The sequence below is a fragment of the Terrabacter sp. MAHUQ-38 genome, assembly GCF_014518425.1.
GTDB lineage: Bacteria > Actinomycetota > Actinomycetes > Actinomycetales > Dermatophilaceae > Terrabacter.
Genome location: NZ_JACVCU010000001.1, coordinates 547,986 through 569,788, shown reverse-complemented (window position 1 = coordinate 569,788; position 21,803 = coordinate 547,986). Strand labels below are relative to the sequence as shown.

Annotated in this window: 24 protein-coding genes; 14 read left to right on the top strand and 10 right to left on the bottom strand. The window is 72.7% G+C overall.

Annotated features, from left to right (window positions below; all coding sequences use genetic code 11):
- Positions 1–5 precede the first annotated feature (5 nt).
- The 6 genes from H9I49_RS02770 to H9I49_RS02745 form a co-directional block, all read right to left on the bottom strand.
- Positions 6–659 (bottom strand): vWA domain-containing protein, encoded by a 654-nt coding sequence (locus tag H9I49_RS02770; RefSeq protein WP_188028787.1) that lies wholly within the window; start codon positions 657–659, stop codon positions 6–8.
- 23 nt (positions 660–682) lie between these two features.
- The gene (locus H9I49_RS02765) at positions 683–1,111 is read right to left on the bottom strand and encodes a hypothetical protein (RefSeq protein ID WP_188028786.1); all 429 of its coding nucleotides are present in this window, start codon (positions 1,109–1,111) and stop codon (positions 683–685) included.
- Between the two features lie 104 nt (positions 1,112–1,215).
- On the bottom strand, positions 1,216–2,022 hold the full coding sequence (locus H9I49_RS02760; protein WP_188028785.1) for an anti-sigma factor domain-containing protein: 807 nt from the start codon (positions 2,020–2,022) through the stop codon (positions 1,216–1,218).
- Positions 2,019–2,630 carry an ECF RNA polymerase sigma factor SigK gene (gene sigK / locus H9I49_RS02755; protein WP_188028784.1) on the bottom strand — a complete coding sequence of 204 codons (612 nt, stop codon included), beginning with the start codon at positions 2,628–2,630 and terminating at the stop codon, positions 2,019–2,021. Before sigK ends, H9I49_RS02760 begins: the two co-directional genes overlap by 4 nt.
- A 47-nt stretch (positions 2,631–2,677) precedes the next feature.
- A complete protein-coding gene (locus tag H9I49_RS02750; RefSeq protein ID WP_188028783.1) occupies positions 2,678–3,343 on the bottom strand; it encodes a fasciclin domain-containing protein in 666 nt (221 codons plus the stop codon).
- A gap of 110 nt (positions 3,344–3,453) precedes the next feature.
- Positions 3,454–5,034, bottom strand: a complete 1,581-nt coding sequence (locus tag H9I49_RS02745) for a molybdopterin-dependent oxidoreductase (protein WP_188028782.1) — start codon at positions 5,032–5,034, stop codon at positions 3,454–3,456.
- Between the two features lie 94 nt (positions 5,035–5,128).
- Between H9I49_RS02745 and H9I49_RS02740 the strand changes: the two genes are divergently transcribed.
- Positions 5,129–6,145 (top strand): LLM class flavin-dependent oxidoreductase, encoded by a 1,017-nt coding sequence (locus H9I49_RS02740; protein WP_188028781.1) that lies wholly within the window; start codon positions 5,129–5,131, stop codon positions 6,143–6,145.
- A gap of 12 nt (positions 6,146–6,157) precedes the next feature.
- On the opposite strand, the gene H9I49_RS02735 is transcribed toward H9I49_RS02740, so the two are convergent.
- From H9I49_RS02735 to H9I49_RS02720, 4 genes are read right to left on the bottom strand one after another with little or no spacing between them, the layout of a single operon-like run.
- Positions 6,158–6,919 carry an SDR family NAD(P)-dependent oxidoreductase gene (locus H9I49_RS02735; RefSeq protein ID WP_370587398.1) on the bottom strand — a complete coding sequence of 254 codons (762 nt, stop codon included), beginning with the start codon at positions 6,917–6,919 and terminating at the stop codon, positions 6,158–6,160.
- Positions 6,907–7,599 carry an MBL fold metallo-hydrolase gene (locus H9I49_RS23655; protein WP_188028780.1) on the bottom strand — a complete coding sequence of 231 codons (693 nt, stop codon included), beginning with the start codon at positions 7,597–7,599 and terminating at the stop codon, positions 6,907–6,909. The genes H9I49_RS02735 and H9I49_RS23655 overlap by 13 nt, the downstream gene beginning before the upstream one ends.
- 9 nt (positions 7,600–7,608) lie before the next feature.
- Positions 7,609–8,790 (bottom strand): HAMP domain-containing sensor histidine kinase, encoded by a 1,182-nt coding sequence (locus H9I49_RS24305; protein ID WP_188028779.1) that lies wholly within the window; start codon positions 8,788–8,790, stop codon positions 7,609–7,611.
- 48 nt (positions 8,791–8,838) lie between these two features.
- Positions 8,839–9,282: an SRPBCC family protein gene (locus tag H9I49_RS02720; protein ID WP_188028778.1), complete on the bottom strand. Its 444-nt coding sequence runs from the start codon at positions 9,280–9,282 to the stop codon at positions 8,839–8,841.
- Between the two features lie 112 nt (positions 9,283–9,394).
- Here H9I49_RS02720 and H9I49_RS02715 point away from each other — a divergent pair, with 112 nt between their 5' ends.
- The 13 genes from H9I49_RS02715 to H9I49_RS02655 all read left to right on the top strand — a co-directional run bounded on the left by H9I49_RS02715 (position 9,395) and on the right by H9I49_RS02655 (position 21,802).
- Positions 9,395–10,435 (top strand): ABC transporter ATP-binding protein, encoded by a 1,041-nt coding sequence (locus tag H9I49_RS02715; RefSeq protein WP_188028777.1) that lies wholly within the window; start codon positions 9,395–9,397, stop codon positions 10,433–10,435.
- On the top strand, positions 10,432–11,178 hold the full coding sequence (locus H9I49_RS02710) for an ABC transporter permease (protein WP_188028776.1): 747 nt from the start codon (positions 10,432–10,434) through the stop codon (positions 11,176–11,178). Before H9I49_RS02715 ends, H9I49_RS02710 begins: the two co-directional genes overlap by 4 nt.
- The gene (locus H9I49_RS24300; protein ID WP_370587397.1) at positions 11,175–12,317 is read left to right on the top strand and encodes a sensor histidine kinase; all 1,143 of its coding nucleotides are present in this window, start codon (positions 11,175–11,177) and stop codon (positions 12,315–12,317) included. The genes H9I49_RS02710 and H9I49_RS24300 overlap by 4 nt, the downstream gene beginning before the upstream one ends.
- Positions 12,314–12,928 carry a response regulator transcription factor gene (locus H9I49_RS02700; protein WP_188028775.1) on the top strand — a complete coding sequence of 205 codons (615 nt, stop codon included), beginning with the start codon at positions 12,314–12,316 and terminating at the stop codon, positions 12,926–12,928. The genes H9I49_RS24300 and H9I49_RS02700 overlap by 4 nt, the downstream gene beginning before the upstream one ends.
- 146 nt (positions 12,929–13,074) lie before the next feature.
- On the top strand, positions 13,075–13,455 hold the full coding sequence (locus H9I49_RS02695; protein ID WP_188028774.1) for a YciI family protein: 381 nt from the start codon (positions 13,075–13,077) through the stop codon (positions 13,453–13,455).
- Between the two features lie 54 nt (positions 13,456–13,509).
- Entirely contained in the window at positions 13,510–14,733 is a 1,224-nt protein-coding gene (locus H9I49_RS02690; protein ID WP_188028773.1) for an ATP-grasp domain-containing protein, read from the top strand.
- Between the two features lie 4 nt (positions 14,734–14,737).
- Positions 14,738–15,679 (top strand): hypothetical protein, encoded by a 942-nt coding sequence (locus H9I49_RS02685; protein ID WP_188028772.1) that lies wholly within the window; start codon positions 14,738–14,740, stop codon positions 15,677–15,679.
- Entirely contained in the window at positions 15,676–16,833 is a 1,158-nt protein-coding gene (locus tag H9I49_RS02680; protein WP_188028771.1) for an alpha/beta hydrolase-fold protein, read from the top strand. Before H9I49_RS02685 ends, H9I49_RS02680 begins: the two co-directional genes overlap by 4 nt.
- A gap of 99 nt (positions 16,834–16,932) precedes the next feature.
- Positions 16,933–17,658, top strand: coding sequence for an esterase family protein (locus tag H9I49_RS02675; RefSeq protein WP_188028770.1), 726 nt, complete (start codon positions 16,933–16,935; stop codon positions 17,656–17,658).
- A gap of 16 nt (positions 17,659–17,674) precedes the next feature.
- On the top strand, positions 17,675–18,922 hold the full coding sequence (locus tag H9I49_RS02670) for a Gfo/Idh/MocA family protein (protein ID WP_188028769.1): 1,248 nt from the start codon (positions 17,675–17,677) through the stop codon (positions 18,920–18,922).
- 113 nt (positions 18,923–19,035) lie between these two features.
- Positions 19,036–20,856, top strand: a complete 1,821-nt coding sequence (locus tag H9I49_RS02665; protein ID WP_188028768.1) for an ABC transporter substrate-binding protein — start codon at positions 19,036–19,038, stop codon at positions 20,854–20,856.
- Between the two features lie 38 nt (positions 20,857–20,894).
- Positions 20,895–21,542 carry an LLM class flavin-dependent oxidoreductase gene (locus H9I49_RS02660; protein ID WP_188028767.1) on the top strand — a complete coding sequence of 216 codons (648 nt, stop codon included), beginning with the start codon at positions 20,895–20,897 and terminating at the stop codon, positions 21,540–21,542.
- Positions 21,539–21,802 carry a hypothetical protein gene (locus H9I49_RS02655; RefSeq protein WP_188028766.1) on the top strand — a complete coding sequence of 88 codons (264 nt, stop codon included), beginning with the start codon at positions 21,539–21,541 and terminating at the stop codon, positions 21,800–21,802. Before H9I49_RS02660 ends, H9I49_RS02655 begins: the two co-directional genes overlap by 4 nt.
- The last annotated feature ends 1 nt before the right edge of the window (position 21,803 follow it).

The window sequence follows — 21,803 nt, the reverse complement described above, 5'->3', positions numbered from 1 at the left end:
GGCCCCTACTCCTGGGCGGCGGCGCGCTGCTCTGCGTCGAACGCGATGAGCGAGGACGCCTCCTGCATCGAGGCGCCCGCAGCGACGGCCGACCGCGTGCGGCCGATGTTGCGCGACGTCGCAGCCATGGCGGCGGCGACCCGCCCCCGGCTGTACGTCATCGAGTTGGCCGCGGAGACGCCGATGCTCGAGCCGACCTCGATGGCGTCCTGGTCGGCGCCCATGTAGAGGAACTGCCAGCCGTAGTCCTTGGTCTGCCGCTCGATCAGCGCCTTGACCTGCGGGTGGGTCAGCTCGCGCGACGCGTTCTCGTGGCCGTCGGTCATGATCCCGACGATGACGACGCCCGGACGCTGCTCCTGGGGCAGGGCGGCGAGCCGCTCGCCGGCCTCACCGACGAGGCGGCCGATCGAGTCGAGCAGCGCCGTGCTGCCGCGCGGCTGGAGCTTGAGCGGTGGCACGTCGCCGACGGGGCGGTCGCGGTAGACCTCCTCGTACTGGTCGTCGAACTGGGCGAGGGTGACGCGACAGGCGCCCGGCTGCGAGCGCTGCTCCGCGATGAAGGCGTCGAAGCCGCCCTCGGTGTCGTCCTTGATCGACTGCATCGACCCGCTGCGGTCGAGCAGGAAGTACAGGTGGGTGAGGTTCGGGTCGGTCATGGTGGTCCCCTCTCAGGTGGTCCCTAGGTGGTGCGACGCGCGCGGAAACGCATCGGCTTGGGCTGGTCGGGCAGGTCGGCCCCCGCGCGGTGGCGTCCCTCCTCGAGGTCGTAGCGGGCGCGCTCGACGCCGGCCGCCGTGACGCGTCCGGACTCCGAGCCGTATGCCGCGAGCAGTCGCGTGCGGGCCAACCGCGGCCCGACGGCGTTCTCCGACAGGCCGGCGAGGGCGCCCGCGGTGCGGATGGTGCCGCCCTCGGCGACGAGCAGTGCGGCCATGGCCTCGTCGATGGCCGTGGTGACGTGCTCCTGGGCGGAGCGCAGCAGGGGCAGGGCGGAACTCGGCGTCGTCGGATCGGCCTGGGCGAGTGCCGCCGTGGCGGCCTCGATCGCGGCCCGGACGGTCTCGCTCGAGGCCTCGGGTGCCGGCGGCTGGTGCTCGCTGCTGTTCATGTGACCATCGTGCCGCATTAACTGCGGTAGCGCAATAGCCGCGCCTCCGCACGAGCCACGCCAACTCAGCCGGGGCGAGACTCGCGCGGGGTGGGGCCGGAGGGTCAGGCGAAGCTGAACAGGGCGATCGGGTCGGACGTCGGCTGTCCCGAGCCGCCTGCCGGCTCGATGGTGATCCCGGCGCCCGTCGCCTTGCTCGCATCGCCCTCGAGGACGACGACCTGGTCGGGGCCCGGGGGCATGACACCGGCCGAGGCCATGTGCCCGGTCGGGTCCTGCAGCCAGAGCTGGTAGACCTTGCCACCCGGAGGCTGCGCCATGCCGCTCGTGATGATGACGGCCTTGTGGAGCGAGCCGGACCGCACCATCGTCGCGGTGGACCCGTCGGCGAAGGTCTTCGAGGTCCGCGTGGCGTCGCCCGCGGCGAGCACCTGCTCGGCGATCGTCCTCGCCGGGTCGGCGTTGACCTGCCGCCACACGACGAACCCGCTGATCGCCAGCACGGCGACGGTCGCGGCCGCGACGAGCCCGCGCCAGCCGCGGGACAGTCCTCGTGCGCGACGCCGGTCGGCAAGCTGCTCCACGGGTGGGGCGTCGGCCCCGTCGCCCAGCTGGTCGCCGGGCTGGTCGCTGGGCTGGTCGCCGGCCTGGTCGCGAGACTGGTCGGTGGGCGCCGTCAGCGGAGGCAGAGGACGGACGGTCGCGATGTCGCCGAGCACCTTTGCGCGCAGGGATGCCGGAGGCGTGGCCTCGGTGAGGACCGACAGCTCGGATGCGGCCGCGAAGAGGCTCTCGACCTCGGCCTGGCAGGCGGTGCATCCCGCGAGGTGTCGTTCGAACCGTGCCCGCTCGGCGTCGTCGAGGGCGTCCACGGCGTAGGCGCCGGAGAGAGCGTGGATGTCGTCGTTCACCGTGTCACCCCCAACGTGTCTCGTAGTCTGATGAGTCCATCACGGATGCGCGTCTTGGCTGTCCCGAGTGGCAGGTCGAGCATGGTCGCCACCTCCGTATGCGTGTAGCCCGAGAGGTAGGCCAGCTCGAGCGCCTGGCGTTGGGCGGGCGTCAGGGTGTCCAGGGCCCGGTGGACCCGCTCCGCATCGAGCCGTTCGACGACGGCCTCCGCGGTGGAGTCGTGCGTCACGTCCTGGTTGCTCGAGCCGTAGCCCTCGTCGCGGTGCCGGGCCGCCTCGGCGGACCTGACCCGGTCGACGGCCTTGCGGTGGGCGATGGTGAGCATCCACGAGAGCGCGCCGCCCTTGCCGGGGTCGAACCGTGCGCTGTGCCGCCAGATCTCGAGAAAGACCTCCTGCGCGACCTCCTCGGACTGGGCGGGGTCGCGCACGACGCGGCGGACGAGGCCGAAGAGCCGTGGAGAGACCGCGTCGTACAGCTCGGCGAAGGCCGTCTCGTCCCCGGTCGCCGACCTGCGGAGCAGCTGCTCCAGCGTGACGGGGCGGGCGGTTCCCTCCGGCGACCCGTCGCCGGAGGGAACCACCGAGAACCGTGACATGGGGTCCATTGTCTCGCCCGTCGTCGTGGTCTGCGTCAGCCGTGGCCGGGTGACGGTCAGGGCATCAGGACGGAGTCGACGATGTACACGGTCGCGTTGGCGGTCGGGACGTTGCCGCAGAGGACGGCGGCCTTCTCCTTGCCGACGGTGAAGGACTCGCCCGAGCCCGCGACCGTCAGCTCGGTGCCCGCGAGCGTCTTGTGCGTGCCCGCGAGCTGGTCTGGGGACAGCGTGCCCGCGACGACGTGGTTCGTGAGGATCTTGGTCAGGGTCGGCTTGTCGGCCAGGACCTTCTTCAGCGTGTCGGCCGGGATCTTGGCGAACGCGTCGTTGGTCGGCGCGAAGACGGTGACGTCAGGCGCCGAGTTGAGGGTGTCGACGAGGCCGGCGGCCTTGACGGCGGTGACGAGGGTCGAGAGCAGCTGGTTGTTGCTCGCAGCGGTCGCGACGGGGTCGGTCGCCATTCCGGTGAACGAGCCCTTGCCGTCCTTCGGCACGGCCGAGCAGGCCTCGCCGAAGACCTGCGTCGCCGGGTCGGCCATGCCGTCGTCCGACGACGCCATCGTCTCCGAGGGCGTGGGGGTCATGGCGTCCGAGCTGGAGGCCGAGGGCGTGCTGCCGGCAGCGGCCGAGGTGTCGGACGAGCTGCCGCAGGCGGCGAGGGTCAGCGGCAGGGCGATCGCGAGGGCGACGAGGGCGGTGCGGGTCTTCATGGTCTTCATGTCAGTCACTCCTTGTGGCTGGGTGGTGCGAGGTCAGCAGGGGTTCGGCGCCGCGACGGCTCCGGATTGGCTTGGGGCACAGGTTTTTTCGGGAGCGTCGTCGTTGCTTGTCACGCGACGGTCACCACCACCTCCTGGATCCCGCTCGACCCGTCGGGAAAGGGAGTGGCTCGTTCGGTGATCTGGAGCCCGCCCTGCAGGTCCGTGGCGCGGACGGCGAGTCGGTGCAGGCCGGGCTTCGCCTCCCAGGCGAGGTACCACTGGCGCCAGTAGTCGATGCCGACGTCGGGGCCGAGCCTGGTCTCCTGCCAAGGGCCGTCGTCGATGCGGACCTCGACCCTGCCCACACCGCGGTGCTGGGCCCAGGCCACGCCGCCAATGGCGACCGTGCCCGCCCGGACCGTCGAGAGGGGCGCGGGGGTGTCGATGCGCGCGCTCGTCTTGATGGGAGCGTCCGTCGCCCACTGGCGCCTGGTCCAGTACGCCTGGTCGGCGGCATACGTGGTCAGGGTCAGCTTCGCCAGCCACTTCGTCGCGCCGACGAAGCCGTAGAGCCCCGGCGTGACGAGGCGGGCCGGGAAGCCGTGGACGTCAGAGAGCTGGGCGCCGTTCATGCCGATGGCGATCATCGCGTCCCGTCCGTCGCGGAGGACGTCGAGCGGCGTGCTGATCGTGAAGCCGTCGACGGCGGTGCTGAGCAGCTGGTCGGGTCTGCCCGTCGTTCCCGCGCGGTCGAGGACGTCGGTGAGGCGCACGCCGAGCCATCGGGCCGCGCCGACGTAGCCGCCGCCGACCTCGTTGGAGACACACGTCATCGTGATGTCGCGCTCGATGAGCGGCGTGGCGGCGAGCTCGGCGAAGGTCACGCTGAACGGCGTCTCGACCATGCCGCCGACTTCGAGGGTCCAGGCGTCGACGTCGACCGTGGGCACGACGAGGTTCGTGTCGACGCGGTAGAAGGTGTTGGTCGGCGTGCGCAGGGGCGAGATGCCGGGGACGGTGGCCTCGAGCCCCCTGGGCAGGGCCTTCGCGGGGTCGGCGGCCTGCGGGAGCACGATCCTCTTCGCGGCCTGGGCGCTGCTGCGCAGCTGGCCGCCGCCGGCGGCGAGCACCGAGAGCACGGTGACGCCGAGGGCGCCGCCGAGGAAACGGCGCCGGCCGGTGGCGGCTCGTGTGGCGGGGTCGGTGGCGTTCGTCATGAGAGAGCCGCGTGGACCGGTCGTCACGTCGCGCCGCCTGGCGGCCTCCGTCGGTGCGTCGCCCGTCGCGGCACGCGCGGAGCGCGCGAGCCAGACGAGGGTGGCGACGCCGAGGGCCATGGCAGCGAGGGCCGGGAACGCGTCCACCACGCCTGCGGTCGGCCGCAGCAGCGCGGCGACTCCGGCGAGGCCGGTCAGCAGCACGATGAAGCCGATCGCGAGCGGGAGCCGGCGGCGGGCGAGCAGGCCCGCCCCAGCCGCGAGAGTCAGCGTCACGACGAGCACCGAGGCCTGCAGGATCGCCTTGTCGGCGTTCCCGAAGGTCGCGATCGCCCACTCCTTGACCGGCGTCGGCGTCAGGTCGATCACCGTCGAGCCGATGGCGAGCACCGGCGACGAGGCCGGCGCGAGGAAGCCGGCGACGAGGTGACCGGCAGCGATGCCGGCGACCGCGGCGAGGATCCCGCTCAGGGCAGGTCGTAGGCGCGTCATGTCCGGCGTTCGGTGCCGACGGGCCGGGCGGATTGTCCGGAGCGCCGACCCAGGGCCCGGGAAGGGTGCGGACACCCGCGTTGTTGCACGCCACGTGAAGAACATCGGCTTCCTCTCGTTCGGGCACTGGAACCCCTCGCCGCACTCGCAGACGCGGTCCGCGTCCGATGCGCTGCTCCAGTCGATCGACCTCGCCGTCGCGGCCGAGGAGCTGGGCGCCGACGGTGCCTACTTCCGCGTGCACCACTTCGCGCGGCAGCTCGCGTCACCCTTCCCGCTGCTGGCCGCCGTCGGGGCGCGCACGAGCCGGATCGAGATCGGCACCGGCGTCATCGACATGCGCTACGAGAACCCGCTCTACATGGCGGAGGACGCCGGCGCCGCTGACCTCATCTCGGGCGGACGGCTGCAGCTCGGCATCAGCCGCGGGTCACCCGAGCAGGTCGTCGACGGCTTCCGGTACTTCGGCTTCGAGCCGGCGGACGGCGACCACGCCGCGATGGCGCGCGAGCACACTCAGGCGTTCCTCGACGTCCTCTCCGGCAAGGGTTTCGCCGAGCCGAACCCGCGCCCGATGTTCCCCAACCCGCCCGGCCTGCTCCGCGTCGAACCGCACTCGCCCGGCCTGCGCGAGCGCATCTGGTGGGGTGCAGGCAGCCGCGCGACGGCTGAGTGGACCGCGGCGCAGGGGATGAACCTCATGAGCTCGACGCTGCTCACCGAGGACACGGGCGTGCCCTTGCACCAGCTTCAGGCCGAGCAGATCCAGCGCTTCCGCGACGCGTGGCGCGCGGCCGGCCACGAGCGCGAGCCCCGGGTATCGGTGAGCCGCAGCGTCTTCCCCATCGTCACGGACGTCGACCACGCCTACTTCGGCCGCGAGGCGGCCAGCCAGGACCAGGTCGGCATCATCGACGGCGGCACCGCGCGCTTCGGCAAGACGTATGCCGGTGAGCCCGACCAGCTCCTCCGCGACCTCGCCGAGGACGAGGCGATCGCGGCCGCCGACACGCTGCTGCTCACCGTGCCGAACCAGCTCGGTGTCGACTACAACGCCCACGTCATCGAGAGCGTGCTCACGCACGTCGCGCCAGGGCTGGGCTGGCGCTGAGGGATCCCGGGCCTAGACGGCCTCGGGGTCGGGCCCGTTGACGGCCCGCCCACCGTCGACGGGCAGCACCGCACCGTTGACGAACCCGGCAGCCGGTGACAGGAGGAACGCCACGACCTCGGCGACCTCCTCCGGCGTGCCGATCCGGCCGAGCGGGTGCAGCCGCGCCATCTCCGCCCCCGCGTCCGGGTGCTCGCGGAGGTGTGCCTCGTAGCGGGCCGTCGCGATGGAGCCCAGCGCCACGGCGTTCGTGCGTATGCCGTCCGGCCCGTGGTCGACGGCGACTGCCCTCGTCAGCCCCTCGACGGCGGCCTTGGCCGTGGCGTACGGCAGCGCACCGCGCACCGGGCGCAGCGCCTGGTGCGACGACACGTTGACGATCGCGCCGGCTCGTCCGTGCGCGAGGTAGTGGTTCACGGCCGCGTGGCAGCCCGTGACCGCGAGGCCGAGGTTGGCCACGACGAGGTCGAGCACCTCGGTGGACGTGGACGACCGGAGGTTCGCGTCGCGGAAGACGGCCGCGTTGTTGACCCACCCGGCGAGTGGGCCCTGCCGTTCGGCGGTCTCGGCGGCGGCCGCTGCGTCGCGCGGGTCGGAGGCGTCGCCGGTGACGAGCTCCACCCGCTCGGGCCTGCCGTCGAGAGCGGTGGCCACGTCGAGCACGACGACGTTGCCCTCCCGCGCGAGCCGGTCGACGATCGCGCGCCCGACGCCCTGCGCGCCGCCCGTCACGACGTACGACGGCCGCTCGCCGCCCGGGTTCACGGCACCCACACGGCGGCGTCGTGGGCGAAGACGACCCGCCGCGGGTCGAACTCGAGGATCCGGGCCATCCACGGGCTCGGGGTCGGCAGCGGCGGCTCGTGGCCCAGCTCGGGCGCCTGCGCCGCCAGCACGTCGGCGGACCAGCCGGAGGCGGTGTCGTGGGCCTGGCCGGCGAGCACGAGCGACCCGTCCTCGCACTCGACGACGACCGACTGGTGCCCGTGGACGTGCCCGGGCGTCGGGATCACGTGGATGCCGGGAACGAGCTCCGCCTCGCCGTCGAGCAGCTCGTAGCGGGCGCCGTCGAAGTCGACCAGCTCGGGGATCGTGTAGTCGCCCGCCCTCGCGGTGTCGAGCTCGCGGCGCTGGCAGTGGATCGGACGGCCGGCGAAGGCGGGGTTGCCGCCGATGTGGTCGAAGTGCAGGTGGCAGTTGACGACCAGTGCGACGTCGTCGAGCGCGACACCGACCGACCGCAGGGCGTCGGCGACGTGCACCCGGCGGGGCCGGTACCACGCGTCGGTCTCCTCGTCGGCCTCGCCGAGCCCGGTGTCGAGCAGCAGCAGGCCCGCCGGCGTCCGGGCGAGGTAGCCGAACACCGGCTCGACCCTGGGACTGCCCGTGCCCGTCTCCTCCGCCGGGCGCACGAAGCCGCCGAGGCCGATCCGCACGACGTCGTCCACGCGCATGGACCCAGCCTAGGAGCCGTCGAGCGGCAGGGTGTGGGGCAGGCGCACGAGGAAGCGCGCGCCGGGATCGGCGTTCTCGTGGCTGACGGAGCCGCCGTGGGCCTCGGTGAGCGTGCGCACGATCCACAGCCCGAGCCCCACCGAGTCCGTGCCGTCGCTGCCACGGGCCAGCCGGGTGAAGAGCCGCGGTACGTCCTCGTCGCGTACGCCCGGGCCGTGGTCGCGCACCGTCACGACGACGTCGGTACCCTCGCGCCGGCCCCCGATGACGACCCGCCCGCCACCGTGGCGACGGGCGTTGTTGGTCAGGTTGACGAGGACCTGCTCCATGCGGTCACGGTCGGCCACGACCGTGAGCCCGTCCGGCACCTCCACGGTGACGAGGCTGGGGTCGACGAGGCCGGCGACGTGCTCGGCGAGCTGGCCGACGTCCCACTCGGTGGGGTTGAGCCGGAGCTTGCCCTGCTCGACCCGTTCGAGGTCGAGCAGTCCGGCGGCGAGGCGGGTGATCCGGTCGGCCTGACGCGCGGCGGCCGCGATGAACGGTCGTGTGTCCGCCGACGTCGCCGGGTCGTCCTCCGCGATCTCGAGGGCGCCGGTGATGGAGGTCAGGGGGGAACGGATGTCGTGTGCGAGGGTCGCGACCATCGCGGCGCGCCACTGCTCCTGCTCGCGCAGCTCGCGCTCGTGCTCGCGGAGCGCCACGACCTTCTTCGAGATGACGAGCCCGACCGCGACGACGACCGGCATGAGGACCGCGGTCGCTCCGACCTGCTCCGACGGTGCCCCGGCGGCCACGAGTCCGAGCGCATAGGAGAGCGTGGCGGGCCCGGCGGCCCACCAGATGACCCGCGGGGTCTGGTGCAGGCCGAGCCACGTGAAGGTCAGCACGTAGAACGGGATCGTCCCGCCGGTGTAGCCGCCGAACGCCCACGTCGACACACCCATGATCGCGAATGCCGCGAGCGACACCCACGCGACGCGGCTGACGGGCCAACGTCGCCACGGCAGGAGCAGGCAGGCGGCGGCGACGGCGAAGTCGGCGACCGCGACCGCGAGCAGCACATCGCCGCGCTCGGGCCGGGTCGTGAGGCCGAGCAGGCCGAGGGCCCCAGCGAGGGCGAACAGCGCCGCACCCTGCCGTGCCGCTCCCTGACTCCGCGCGGCGGGCGACTCCTCACCGACTGGCACACAGACAGGCTAGCCATGGATCCCGCGGGAGGCCGGATGCCGCTCCGGTCAGGCGCGGGCCAGCAGCCGGCGCAGTGCCTTCCCGTACGCCGCCCTCGCGACGCGGGACACCACGGGGTCGAGCAGACCGGGCACACCGCGCACCCCGATGCGCTGCCACCACGTGACCGTGCAGCCAGTCGCCGCCGGCGCGACGCGGAGCTCGATCCGGCCGCGAACGACATTGCCACTCTTGCGGATTCGCACGGTACCGGCAGAGTTCACGGTCGGCGGCACGATCGACTCGACGACCATGGCGTCGTCGACCGCGAGCGGGCCGACGCCGGTCCGGGCCACGAACCGCGAGCCCTCGATGAGCCGGCCCGCGTCGAGCACGTCACCGGAGACCGTCGTCAGCGGGATCGCCGCGCCGTGCGCCCGCAGGTCGAGCAGCCGGCGCCAGGCCTCCGGTGCCGGCAGGCTGGAGTCGATGAGGACCTCGAAGGTGGCCATGGGCCCAGTCTGGCCGTCCGGGTGGCGCCGCCCCCAGGAGATGACAGCTGTCACGGTCACGACGTGACGGCTGCCGCTCCGGGCGGCGCCGCGCGACAGGCAGAGTGTGCCCATGACCACTGCAACCCATCCCGCCGCAGCCGCAGCCGGCGTGCCCGGCGTGCCGGCAGTCGAGCTGCGCGGGCTCGTCAAGAGCTTCGCCCCGAGCCGTGGCTCCCACGACCGCGAGGTGCGCGCCGTCGACGGCATCGACCTGAGGGTCGAGCCCGGTGAGGTCGTCGCCTTCCTCGGCCCCAACGGCGCGGGCAAGACGACGACGCTCGACATGGTGCTCGGGCTCACCGAGCCGACGAGTGGCGCCGTCGAGGTGTTCGGCGGCAACGCCCGCGCGGCCGTCGTCGCCGGCCAGGTCTCGGCCGTCCTCCAGACCGGCGGCCTGCTGCGCGACCTGACGGTCCGAGAGACGGTCCGCATGATCGCGTCGACGTATGCCGTCCACGCCCCCGTCGACGAGGTGATCGAGCGAGCGGGGCTGGCCCCGCTCGCGGACCGCCGCGCCTCGAAGTGCTCCGGCGGCGAGCAGCAGCGGCTGCGCTTCGCCCTCGCGCTCCTGCCCGACCCGCGGCTGCTCGTCCTCGACGAGCCGACGGCCGGTATGGACGTCTCCGCCCGCCGTGACTTCTGGGACACGATGCACGCCGACGCGAGCGCCGGCCGCACCGTCGTCTTCGCGACCCACTACCTGGAGGAGGCCGACGCGTTCGCCGACCGGATCGTGCTCGTCGCGGGCGGTCGCATCGTCGCCGACGGCACGACGGCCGAGATCCGCGCGCGGGCGAGCGGCCGCACCGTGTCGGCGACCCTGCCCCTCCCCGTGGTCGCCGACGCGGTAGCCCTGCTGCGCGACACCGACGGCGTGCGCTCCGTCGAGGAGCGCGGCGCCCGCGTCGTCGTCACGGCCACCCACTCGGACGCGGTCGCCCGGCTGCTCCTGCTCGACCTCGGCGGCACCGACCTCGAGATTGTCACCGCCGGCCTCGAGCAGGCGTTCATGGCCCTGACGGCCGACCCGCGCTCGGCCATGACAGAAGGCCGCTCGGCCATGACACAAGGCCGCTCGGCCATCACCACAGACGAGGAGCTCGTCCGATGAACGCCACCTTCACCCTGCTCGAGATGCGCCGGATCACGCGCGACTGGGCTGGCATGTTCTTCACGGCGGTGCTGCCCGCGTTCTTCTACCTCATCTTCGGCTCGACGGTCGACGCGAAGGACGCGACGATCGGCAACGGCAACGTCGCCATGTACGTCATGATCAGCATGGCGGCATACGGCGCGGTCACGGCCACGACGAGCATCGGCGGCAACGCCGCGGTCGAGCGGGTCCAGGGCTGGGGCCGCCAGCTCGGTCTCACGCCGCTCGCCGACTCGTCCTACATCGCCATGAAGGCCCTCATCGCCATGACCGTCGCCGCGGTGCCGATCCTGCTGACCTACCTGCTCGGTGCCGTCACCGGGGCCATGGGCTCCGTGGTCGCGTGGGGGCTCAGCGCGCTGCTCGTGCTCGCCGGCTCTGCGGTCTTCGCGCTCTACGGCCTGCTCATCGGCACCGCCTTCCGCTCGGAGGCGGCGGTGGGCGCGGCCGCCGGCACGCTCGTCATCTTCGCGTTCCTCGGCAACCTGTTCATCCCGCTGTCGGGCGCGCTGCTCTCCTTCGCCAAGCTCACCCCTCTCTACGGGTATGCCGCCCTGGCCCGCTACCCGCTCACCGAGGGCTACCTGCCCGACGGGTCGCAGGACCCGCTCTGGCTCCCCGTGGCCAACGTCGTCGCCTGGGCCCTCGTCTTCGGCGTGCTCGCGACGGTGCTCGTGCGGGGCGGGCGGGAACGCCAGTGACCCCTCGCCGTTCGGTGACGAGCCGGCGCCGGACCCCCTCGGGTGCTCAGCCCGAGGGGGTGCCGGGCCACAACCCGTGGGAGCGCTACGGCTGGGTCATCCAGTCGGTGTGGCTCGTCTTCCTCGTCTTCCCGGTGCTCGCGATCTGGGACGGCGCGCACGCGTGGTGGCTGCGAGTGTTGGGTTTCGCCCTCGTCGTCGTCTTCGGGCTCGTCTATGCCCTCGGCGCCCAGCACCTCGACCGTCTCGAGAAGCGCTGCGCCCCGAGGCACGGCTGGGGCGCGGCCTACCTCGCAGCCCTCGTCGTGTGCGCGGGCGGCACGGTGCCGTTCATCGACGTGGGGGCGCTCAGCTTCCTGCCGTTCGTCGTGGCGTTCGCGATGTTCGCGCTGCCCGTCCTGTGGTCGCTCGCCGTGGGGGTCGTCAGCGTCGCGCTCGCGGTGTTCTGCGCGATCTTCGTCACCCCCGACGAGGGCACCTGGGTCCTCGCCGTCATCGTCTTCGCCGTCGGGTCGATGACCGCGGGCATCCGGCTCATGACCGACCGGGGGCAGCAGTACGAGTCGATGTCACGTGAGTTCGCCCTCGTCGCGGAGCGCGAACGCGTCGCCCGCGACGTCCACGACGTGCTCGGCCACTCGCTGACCGTCGTCACCGTCAAGGCCGAGCTCGCCGAGCGGCTCGTCGACATCGACCCCGACCGGGCCCGCGCCGAGCTCGCCGAGATCCAGGTCCTGAGCCGCCAGGCCCTCGCCGAGATCCGGGCAACGGTCGGCGGGCTGCGCGTCGCCCGCCTCGGCGACGAGCTCGCCTCTGCCAGAACGGCGCTCGAGGGCGCCGGCATCCAGGCACACCTGCCGGACGACGCCTCCGCGGTCGACCCGCGGCACCGCATCGTGCTGGCGTGGGTGCTGCGTGAGGCCACGACGAACGTCGTGCGGCACAGCGACGCCGACACGTGCTGGGTCGAGCTCACGTCCAACCGGCTCGTCGTGCGCGACGACGGCCGCGGCCTCGAGAGCAGACCCGAGGGCAACGGCATACGCGGGCTGCGTGAGAGGGTCGGGGCGGCCGGCGGGACGTTCTCGCTGACGACCGGCCCCGAGGGCCACGGAACCGTGCTGGAGGTGACGCTGTGAGCGACCCGATCAAGGTGCTGCTCGCCGACGACCAGGCCCTCGTGCGTGGGGCGCTCGCCGCGCTGCTCGCGCTCGAGTCGGACCTCACCGTCGTGGCCGAGGTGGGCCGCGGCGACGAGGTCGTCGACCGTGCGCGCGAGTCGGGCGCCGACGTCTGCCTCCTCGACATCGAGATGCCCGGGCTCGACGGCATCGCGGCCGCCGCGGCCGTGCGGGAGGCGCTGCCCGGGGTCCGGACGCTCATCGTCACGACGTTCGGGCGGCCCGGCTACCTGCGACGCGCCCTCGAGGCCGGCGCGTCGGGCTTCGTCGTCAAGGACACGCCCGCGCGCCAGCTCGCCGAGGCCGTACGCCGCGTGCACGCCGGGCTGCGCGTCGTCGACCCGTCGCTCGCCACGGAGTCGCTCGTCGACGGCGCCAACCCGCTCACCGAGCGCGAACGCGAGGTGCTGCGCGTCGCCCTCGACGGCGGCACCGTCGCAGCCATCGCCGCCCGGGTGCACCTGTCGCCCGGCACGGTGCGCAACCACCTCAGCTCGGCCATCGGCAAGACGAGCACGTCGACCCGGGCCGAGGCGGCCCGCGTCGCACGCGAACGCGGCTGGCTCTGACTGACCCGGGAGTCGCCACCTCGCTCCGGCGGCCCGTGTCGATGGTTTGATCCTCGAAACGTCGAAACGGGGATGCGTCGTTCGACGTGGGCGTGAAGGCTGGTGCCGACCCGGACCGGCCCGACCACCGACGAAGGAGACCCACCATGCGTTACCTCATGATCCACAAGCTCGACGAGTCCCTCCCGGAGGCGTGGAACCCGAGCCCCGAGTTCATCGAGCAGATGGGCACGTTCATGGAGGAGTACGCCACCTCGGGCGTGCTGCTCGCCGCCGAGGGCGTCCACAAGAGCGACCAGGGCGCCATCGTCCGCAAGGACTCGAGCGGCCTCAACGTCACCGACGGCCCCTTCTCCGAGGCTCGCGAGGTCATCGGTGGCTTCGCACTCGTCAAGGTCGCCGACAAGCAGGAGGCGGTCGAGCTCGCCAAGCGCTTCGCGGATCTCTTCCCAGAGGTCTCCGTCGAGGTGCGACGCGTCTTCGAGGAGGAGGACTTCGCCGACCTGCCCGCCCAGCCGGGGAGCTGACACCGCCGAGGGCACGCCGTGACGTTCACCCCGTCGACCCCTAGGGTCGGTGGGGTGAACATCATCTTCGTGGAGCCGTCGTTCCCGGCGAACCAACGCCGGTTCGTGCACGCCCTCGCCTCTGTCGGCGCGAACGTCTACGGCATCGGCGAGTCGGACGAGGGGCACCTCGGCGAGGACGTGCTCGGAGCGCTCCGCGGCTACTACCGGGTCGGGTCGGTCACCGACGTGGGCCAGATGGTCGAGGCGGTCCGCTACTTCCAGGAGAAGGTGTGGATCGACGCGCTGGAGGCGACGGTCGAGGCGCACACGATGCCTGCGGCCCACGTCCGCGAGGCGTGCGGCATCCCGGGCACGAGCGTGCGCACGACGTGGCTGTGCCGCGACAAGCCGTCGATGAAGGAGGCGCTGCGCCAGGCGGGTGTCCCGACCGCGGCGAGCGCGGCCGTCGACTCGGCCGCCGAGGCCCGCGACTTCGCCGCCCGGGTCGGCTACCCCTTGATCCTCAAGCCGCGCGCGGGCGCCGGCGCGCAGGGCACCGTCCGGGTCGACGACGCGCACGAGCTCGAGCAGGCGCTCGCGGGCTACGGCCGGGAGGGCGCGACCTCGATCGCGGTCGAGGAGTTCGTCGAGGGCCACGAGGGGTTCTACGACACCATCACCCTCGACGGTGAGGTCGTGCACGACTGGGCGACGCACTACTACCCCAACGTCCTCGAGGCGATGCGCCACCGCTGGATCTCGCCGCAGTTCATCACGACGAACCGCCTCGACGGCAACCCGTTCTACGCCGAGGTCCGCCGCCTCGGTGCGCGCGTCATCGAGGCCCTCGGCATCGAGACCTCGGCGACCCACATGGAGTGGTTCTACGGCCCGAAGGGCCTGAAGTTCAGCGAGATCGGCTGCCGCCCGCCCGGCGTCGGCGCGTGGGACCTCTACTCCGCCGCCAACGACGTCGACGTCTACCGCGAGTGGGCGCACGTCATCACGCACCGCAAGCCCGAGCAGCAGCTGAGCCGCGCGTATGCCGCCGGCATCGTCGCGCTGCGCCCTGACCAGGACGGGGCGATCCGGGGCTACTCCGGCATCGACGAGATCCAGTCGCGCTACGGCGAGTGGATCATCGACGGGCACTTCCCGCCGGAGGGGCACGGCACGCAGGCCGTCGAGGCCGGCTACATGGCCAACGCGTACGTCCGTCTGCGCCACCCGGACTACGACACGGTGCGCGCCATGCTCGACGACGTCGGTCGCACGGTCCACGTGCACGCCGGCTGACCAGATGACGACGATCCTTCTCGGTCCACAGAGGTTCACCACGACCGTCGCCCCCACGCTCCGCTCCCTCGGGACCGAGGGCCCCGTGGCCATCGTCAACGCCGGTTGGGAGGAGCGCGAGGCCGACGACGCCGAGCTCCTCGCCGCGGTCGACGGCCGGGGCGTGAACCTGCGCCTCTACCAGCGGGCCGTCGAGCTGCTGTCGCGGGACCGTGACCTGCGCGGTGCCGTCCTCGACCACCGTTCGCGCCACGACGAGCTGCGCGCCTTCTACGGCATCCGGCTGCAGTCGGCGTGGGATGCCGTCTTCGCGGTGCGGCGCCGTACGTCGCGGCACGGCATCGGCGAAGGCGCCGAGCGCTCCGCCCTGCAGGCGTTGCGCGACGTCGACGACTGGTACGCCTGGGAGGTGGCCCGTCTCGTCGAGCGCACGGCGGCGACCGAGGCGGTGACACGCAGCGAGGCGCTCGCCGACCACCGCGCCGAGGTCGCGCAGACGCTCGCTGCCTCGGCCGCGCTCGTCATCGCCGGCGGCCACGTCGGCATCCTCATGGAGACTCTGCGCCTGCTCGCCGTGTCGGTGCCGCCGGAGCTGCCGGTCATCGCCTGGTCCGCCGGCGCGATGGCGGTGTGCGACCCCGTCGTGCTGTTCCACGACTTCGCCCCGCAGGGCGTCACGGCGCCCGAGGTGCACGACCGCGGGCTCGGCCGCGTGCGCGGCGTCGTGCCGCTGCCGCACGCCCGCCGGCGTCTCGCCCTCGACGACCGGGAGCGCATGGCCGTCTTCGCGGCGCGGTTCCCTGCGCACCGACTCGTGCCCCTCGACGCCGGGAGCGTCGTGCGGTTCGGCCCGGGCAGCGCGACCGCCGACGGCCGTGCCGTCGTCCCCGCCGGTGCCCGCGTCCTGTCGACCGAGGGCACCCTGGTCACGGTGGGGGCGTCATGACGACCACGCCCGTCTCCCGCCTGGCGATCAACCGGCTCCGTGAGCGGCTGCCCCTCGACGGCCCGACGATCGACCGGTTCGTCGCGCGCTACGGCTCGCCTCTCATCGAGGGTGAGCGGGCGACGTTCCTCTACCGCGGCGCCGTGGACGAGGTGTGGGTGCGTCACCGTGTCGTCGGCCTGCCGGATCCCCTGCCACTCAAGCGGATCGGGGACTCTGACCTGTGGTCGGTCACGACGGTCCTCCCCGAGGGGTCGCGGGTCGAGTACCAGGTGGAGATCCGCAAGGGCGAGCAGTACGAGCGGTTCAACGACCCGCTCAACCCGCGGCTCGCGCACAGCCCCATGGGCTCGTCGTCGGTGTGTGCCGCCATCGGCTACCGCGCGCCCGACTGGGTGGCCTTCGACCCCGAGGCCCGCGAGGGCACCCTCGTCGAGGAGCACGTCCGGAGCAGGGCGCTGCGCCGTGACCAGCCGGTGCAGATCTACCTGCCGGCCCGCTTCAACCATGCACAGCGCTACCCGCTCCTCATCGTCCACGACGGCACCGACTACCTCGAGTTCGCGGCGATGAAGACGGTGCTCGACAACCTCATCCACCGGCTCGACGTCGACCCGCTCGTCGCCGTCTTCGTACCGCCGCGCGACCGGCTCAAGGAGTACCCCAACCACGCGCCCCACGCCCGGTTCATCGCGCGTGAGCTCGTGCCGCTCCTCACCGAGCGGCTGCCGCTCGCCGACACCCCGGAGGCCCGCTGTCTCATGGGCAGCTCCTTCGGCGGCATCGCGGCGCTGTCGACCGCGGTCCGCTACCCGGGGCTCTTCGGCTCGCTCATGCTGCAGTCGGCGTCGCTCGTCTTCACCGACATCGGCTTCGACCACGGCGGCGGACCGGCGTTCGACCCGGTCGTGAAGTTCGTCAACCGCTTCCGCGAGAAGCCGAGGGCTGTCGTCGACCGCATCTACATGACGTGCGGTGTCTACGAGCCGCTCATCACCCCGAACCGCTCCATGGTCCCCGTCTTCCGGCACACCGGGATGAAGGTGCGCTACACGGAGTCCCGCGACGGCCACAACTGGGAGAACTGGCGCGACCGCCTCGGCGACGGGCTCTCCTGGCTCTTCCCCGGACCCCAGAAGTTCGTCTATGAATGAGCACACGGGAGTTCAGCGGCCCTGAGGGCGCTGCGTCCGCGTGGACCCCCGCGGACCCTCGTGGTTGAGTGGGGCCACCCGAAAGAAAGGCCTCGCGCGATGAAGGTGACCGACCGGTGGTACTCCGACCGTCTGGGCCAGGACATCACCGTCGCGAGATGGGGCACCTACGGGGTGCCGGTGCTGCTCTTCCCCACCGCCGGGGGTGACGCGGAGGAGGTCGAGCGCCACAAGATGGTCGCCCACCTTCTGCCGCTCATCGACGCCGGGCGCGCGAAGGTCTACTCGTGCGACAGCGTCGCCGGCAAGGCCATGGCCGAGCGGGTCGGGTCCACCGACTACCGGATGGCTCTCTTCAACGCCTTCCACGAGGCCGTCGCCGAGGAGATCATCCCCGCGATCCACTCCGACGTCGGCGGTCACCTGCCCGTCGTCGTCGCGGGCGCGTCGATCGGCGCCTTCAACGCGCTCGCGATCACGTGCCGCTACCCGCACCTCGTCGACGCAGCGGTCTGCATGAGCGGGACGTATGCCGTCGAGAAGTTCATCGGCGGCCGCTTCACCGACGACATGTACTTCAGCTCGCCGCTGCACTTCCTCCCCGACCTCCAGGGCCCCGACCTCGACCTGCTCCGGCGCCGGATGATCGTGCTCGCCTCCGGCAGCGGTCAGTGGGAGGACGTCGGCGAGTCGTGGGCCGTCGCGAACGTGTTGGGCACCAAGGGGATCCCCAACCGCGTGGACGACTGGGGTCCGGGCTACAAGCACGACTGGCCGACGTGGTGGGACATGCTCCCGACCTACCTCGACGACCTGCTCCCCTGACCGTCTGCCCCCACCCATGACCGACCAGTCCGGACAGTCCGACCTGCGCATGGGCATCGTCGGCTTCGGCCTGCGCGCGAGCCTCGCGAGGTACGCCCACCGTCCCGGCGAGGGCAGCCGCGTCACCGTCGTCTGCGACACCGCCGAGCGCGGGCGACGCGACGCCGCCGCGCGCATCGAGGGCGTCCGCGTTGTCGCCTCCCTCGACGAGATCCTCGCGCCCCACGTCCGCTCCGAGGTCGACGCCGTGCTCGTGCTCACCCCCGACCACGTGCACGCCGAGCACGCCGTGCGGACCCTGGAGGCCGGCATACCAACGTTCGTCGAGAAGCCGCTCGCGACGAGCATCGCCGACGCCGACCGCATCCTCGCGGCGGCGCACCGCACCCGGACGCGCCTCTACGTCGGCCACAACATGCGCCACCTGCCCGTCGTCACGGCGATGCGCGAGGTCATCGAGGCCGGGACGATCGGGCAGGTCAAGGCCGTCTGGTGCCGCCACTTCGTGTCCGCCGGAGGCGACTACTACTTCAAGGACTGGCACGCCGACCGTCGCAACACCACGGGCCTGCTCCTGCAGAAGGGCGCTCACGACATCGACGTCATCCACTGGCTCGCCGGCGCCTACAGCAGGCGGGTCAGCGCGGTCGGCGCCCTCGCGGTCTACGGCGCGATCACCGACCACCGCGACAACTCCGACCGCCGGATGGCCGACTGGTACTCCCTCGACAACTGGCCGCCCACCGAGCAGCGCGAGCTGCACCCGGTCGTCGACGTCGAGGACATCTCGATGGCGCACCTCGTGCTCGAGGGCGGTGTGCTCGCCAGCTACCAGCAGTGCCACTTCACCCCGGACTACTGGCGCAACTACACCGTCATCGGCACGAAGGGCCGGCTCGAGAACTTCGGCGACGGCCCCGGCGCCGTGGTCAAGGTGTGGACCCGCCGCACCGACGCCTACCGGGAGGACGCCGACGAGGTCATCGAGGTCCCGGCCGCCGACACGACCGGGCACGGTGGCGCCGACCCGCTGCTCGTGGCCGAGTTCGTCCGCTTCGCGCGCGAAGGCGGCGAGACGATGACCTCGCCCGTCGCGGCGCGCGAGGCCGTGGCGGCGGGTGCCTGCGCCACGAGCTCCCTGCGTACCGGAGGCGGTGCCGTCGATGTCCCGGCCCTCGACCCCGAGCTCGTCGAGTGGTTCGAGGGCGGTCAGGTGCCCGAGGCGGCCGAGGAGGCGGGCGTGGCCGCGGGTGGCGGCGGCTAGACTTCGGACCACGGACAGGGGTGCTCCGCGGTTGTCGCCGGTGCCGTCTGTCGTCGTGCTGTAGTGCCGCTGCCCCCGCCCGACGCCCTCTCGGGCGCGCCCGAAGGAAGTCCATGCGTCGACGTGTCGCCCGCCCCGCCGCGGCTGCGGTGCTCGTCGTGCTCTCGCTCGCGTCCGCCGCGGCCTGCACCACGGTCACCGCCGACCCCGCTGCGACCTCCGGCTCGACGCCGGACGTGACGGGTGCGCCGGGCACCGCCGCGCCGACCGCCGAGCAGCGCCCGCTCGTCGTGGGCACCGTCTTCGACCACTCGACGCTCGACCCGACCCGGCAGTTCGACCGCAGCGGGGCCATGCTCACGCATGCGCTCTACCAGACCCTGACCACCCTCGACCCGAGCGACCCGACGAAGGTCGTGCCCGGCATGGCCGAGTACACCCTGTCGCCCGAGGGTCGGTGGCTGACGCTGCGACTGCGCAAGGACCTCGTCTTCTCCGACGGCACCCCGGTGACGACCGACGACGTGCTCTTCACGCTCGCGCGCGCCAAGGGCCTGCCCGGTCCGGCACAGAGCATCCTCGGCACCGTGTCCGCCCTGAAGATCGACGACCGCACGTTCACGCTCAGCTCGCCCGGCTCGAACTTCGCACTCCCGGCCATCCTGGCCAACCCCGCCTTCGGGATCCTCAACTCCGCCGCGGTCAAGGCGCACGGCGGCACGATCGGCCCCGGCGACACTGCCGGTCCCTACCTCTCGACGCACTCCGCCGGCTCCGGCCCGTACATGATCGAGAGCGTGCACGGCACGTCCGAGATCCGCCTCGCGACCAACCCCAACTGGAGCGGCCCGGCCCCCGCCTTCCCCGAGGTCGTCGTGCGCAACCTCACGCCGACCCGGCAGCTCGACGCGATCCGGTCGGGCGCCGCAGACGTCGCGCTCGACCTGTCGCCGTCCCAGGCCGACGGGGCCGCGTCCGGCTCGCAGGCGTCGGCCGTCACCGTGACGACGATGCGCTCGAGCACGCTCGTCTACCTGGCCCTCAACCGCACCCGGGCCGTCAACGCCTGGACGGCCGACGCGGACTTCGCCGAGGCAGTCCGCCTGGGCATCGACCGGAAGGCCGTCGCCGCGGCGGTGCCGGGTGCCATGCCGGTTGCCGGGCTCATCCCCGCGGGCATCGTCGGCGCGCTCGACGACCTGCCTCCGCCGAAGCCGGCGCCCACCGTGCCGGCCCCCGGGCCCACCGGCACGACCCCGGCCGCGAGCGGCACGCCCACCCCGTCGGGCGCCGGCTCGACCACAGCACCCACCGGTTCCGCGGCGACACCCGGCGGCGTCCTCACGACCGGGCCGGACGGCATACCCACGCCGATCGTCACGCAGCCCGTCGTGCCCGAGCGCGACCTGGCCGCGGCGAAGGCGGCGTTGCGCCGATCGGGCTACAAGGGCCAGCAGATCCCGCTGACGTATGCCGTCGACCTGCCGATCCAGGGCATCCCGCCGGGTGTGCTCGCCGCGCGCGTCAGCCGGCAGCTGGCCGATGTCGGCATCAAGGTGAAGCTCAGCCCGGCGCCCGCGCGCCAGGCGCTCGCCGCCTACCGCAGCGGCCGCAGCGCGTTGAGCCTGTGGAGCTGGAACCCCGACTACCCCGACCCCGAGAACTACCTGGCCTTCGCGCCGGGCGAGCTCCTCGGCCTGCACGCGGGCTGGGCTCGAGGCAGCGACACGTTCATCGACGACCTCACCGAGCGAGCGCGTGCGTCCGTCGGTGACAATCGCCAGGCGGCGTATGCCGTGTGGCAGCTCGCGATGAACCTGAGCAGCCCGTTCGTCCCCCTCATCCAGCCTGCAAGCCGCTTCGCGACGGGCGAGCGCGTCAAGACCCTGCCGGGCAACCCCGTCTGGACCATCGACCTCGCCGGCATCCGCTGACCAACCGCACCCGCACGCGGCGCTGCCACACTGGGCTGGTGCGGTTCGCGGTGTCGGTCCCCAACTTCGGCCCGGGCCTGGACGCCGGCCTGCTGGCCGACTGGGCGGTGGCCGCGGAACGTGCGGGCTGGGACGGCTTCTTCCTGTGGGACCATCTGCTTGCCTTCGACCCGGGCCCGGTCGACGTGGTGGATCCGTGGATGGCGCTCGCGGTGGCGGCCGTCCGCACGTCGCGGGTCCGCCTGGGCACCCTGGTGACACCTCTCCCCCGCCGACGTCCCGCCAAGGTGGCCCGCGAGACCGTGACCCTAGACCGTCTGAGCGGCGGCCGTGCCGTGCTCGGCGTCGGGATCGGGGCCATGCCGTTCGAGTGGGACTACCTGAGGGAGGAACCGGACGCCGTCGTGCGGGGGCGGATGCTCGACGAACAGCTCGAGCTGCTCGAGCGGTGTGGTCGGGCCGCCCCGTCGATCACCGGGGCGCGCACTACCGGGTCGCGGGCGGCGAGCCCGATGCGCGGTGGGCGGGGCTCTTCCACCCCACCCCGGTCGGGCGAGCGCGAGTTCCCGTGTGGGTTGCCGGGACCTGGCCGGGCACCAAGCCGTTCCGCCGGGCAGCACGGTGGGACGGGGTCGTGCCGATGCGGCTGGACGGCCACTGGGAGGTGCAGGACACGCGGGACGTGACGGCGTACGTGTCCCGGTTCCGGGGCGCTGCGGGTGGTGACGGCGTGGGTGGAGTGGGCGGCGGCATGGCCGGGTTCGACGTCGTCGTGCCGGGTGAGAGCGACCCGGGCGATCCGGCGCGGCTCGACCTCTTCGCCGCGCACGCGGAGGCGGGCGCGACGTGGTGGGTCGAGGCGGTCCACCCCTGGAGGTTCGGCTGGGAGGCGGGCGACCCGCTGCCCGGGGCGTCGATGCAGGGTCGGCTCGATGCCGGCCCGTGAC

Coding starts and splice junctions, on each gene's coding strand:
- H9I49_RS02770 (WP_188028787.1), bottom strand. CDS start 659: ATGACCGACCCGAACCTCACCCACCTGTACTTCCTGCTCGACCGCAGC.
- H9I49_RS02765 (WP_188028786.1), bottom strand. CDS start 1,111: ATGAACAGCAGCGAGCACCAGCCGCCGGCACCCGAGGCCTCGAGCGAG.
- sigK (WP_188028784.1), bottom strand. CDS start 2,630: ATGGACCCCATGTCACGGTTCTCGGTGGTTCCCTCCGGCGACGGGTCG.
- H9I49_RS02750 (WP_188028783.1), bottom strand. CDS start 3,343: ATGAAGACCATGAAGACCCGCACCGCCCTCGTCGCCCTCGCGATCGCC.
- H9I49_RS02745 (WP_188028782.1), bottom strand. CDS start 5,034: ATGACGCGCCTACGACCTGCCCTGAGCGGGATCCTCGCCGCGGTCGCC.
- H9I49_RS23655 (WP_188028780.1), bottom strand. CDS start 7,599: ATGCGCGTGGACGACGTCGTGCGGATCGGCCTCGGCGGCTTCGTGCGC.
- H9I49_RS02720 (WP_188028778.1), bottom strand. CDS start 9,282: ATGGCCACCTTCGAGGTCCTCATCGACTCCAGCCTGCCGGCACCGGAG.
- H9I49_RS02715 (WP_188028777.1), top strand. CDS start 9,395: ATGACCACTGCAACCCATCCCGCCGCAGCCGCAGCCGGCGTGCCCGGC.
- H9I49_RS02710 (WP_188028776.1), top strand. CDS start 10,432: ATGAACGCCACCTTCACCCTGCTCGAGATGCGCCGGATCACGCGCGAC.
- H9I49_RS02695 (WP_188028774.1), top strand. CDS start 13,075: ATGCGTTACCTCATGATCCACAAGCTCGACGAGTCCCTCCCGGAGGCG.
- H9I49_RS02685 (WP_188028772.1), top strand. CDS start 14,738: ATGACGACGATCCTTCTCGGTCCACAGAGGTTCACCACGACCGTCGCC.
- H9I49_RS02680 (WP_188028771.1), top strand. CDS start 15,676: ATGACGACCACGCCCGTCTCCCGCCTGGCGATCAACCGGCTCCGTGAG.
- H9I49_RS02675 (WP_188028770.1), top strand. CDS start 16,933: ATGAAGGTGACCGACCGGTGGTACTCCGACCGTCTGGGCCAGGACATC.
- H9I49_RS02670 (WP_188028769.1), top strand. CDS start 17,675: ATGACCGACCAGTCCGGACAGTCCGACCTGCGCATGGGCATCGTCGGC.
- H9I49_RS02665 (WP_188028768.1), top strand. CDS start 19,036: ATGCGTCGACGTGTCGCCCGCCCCGCCGCGGCTGCGGTGCTCGTCGTG.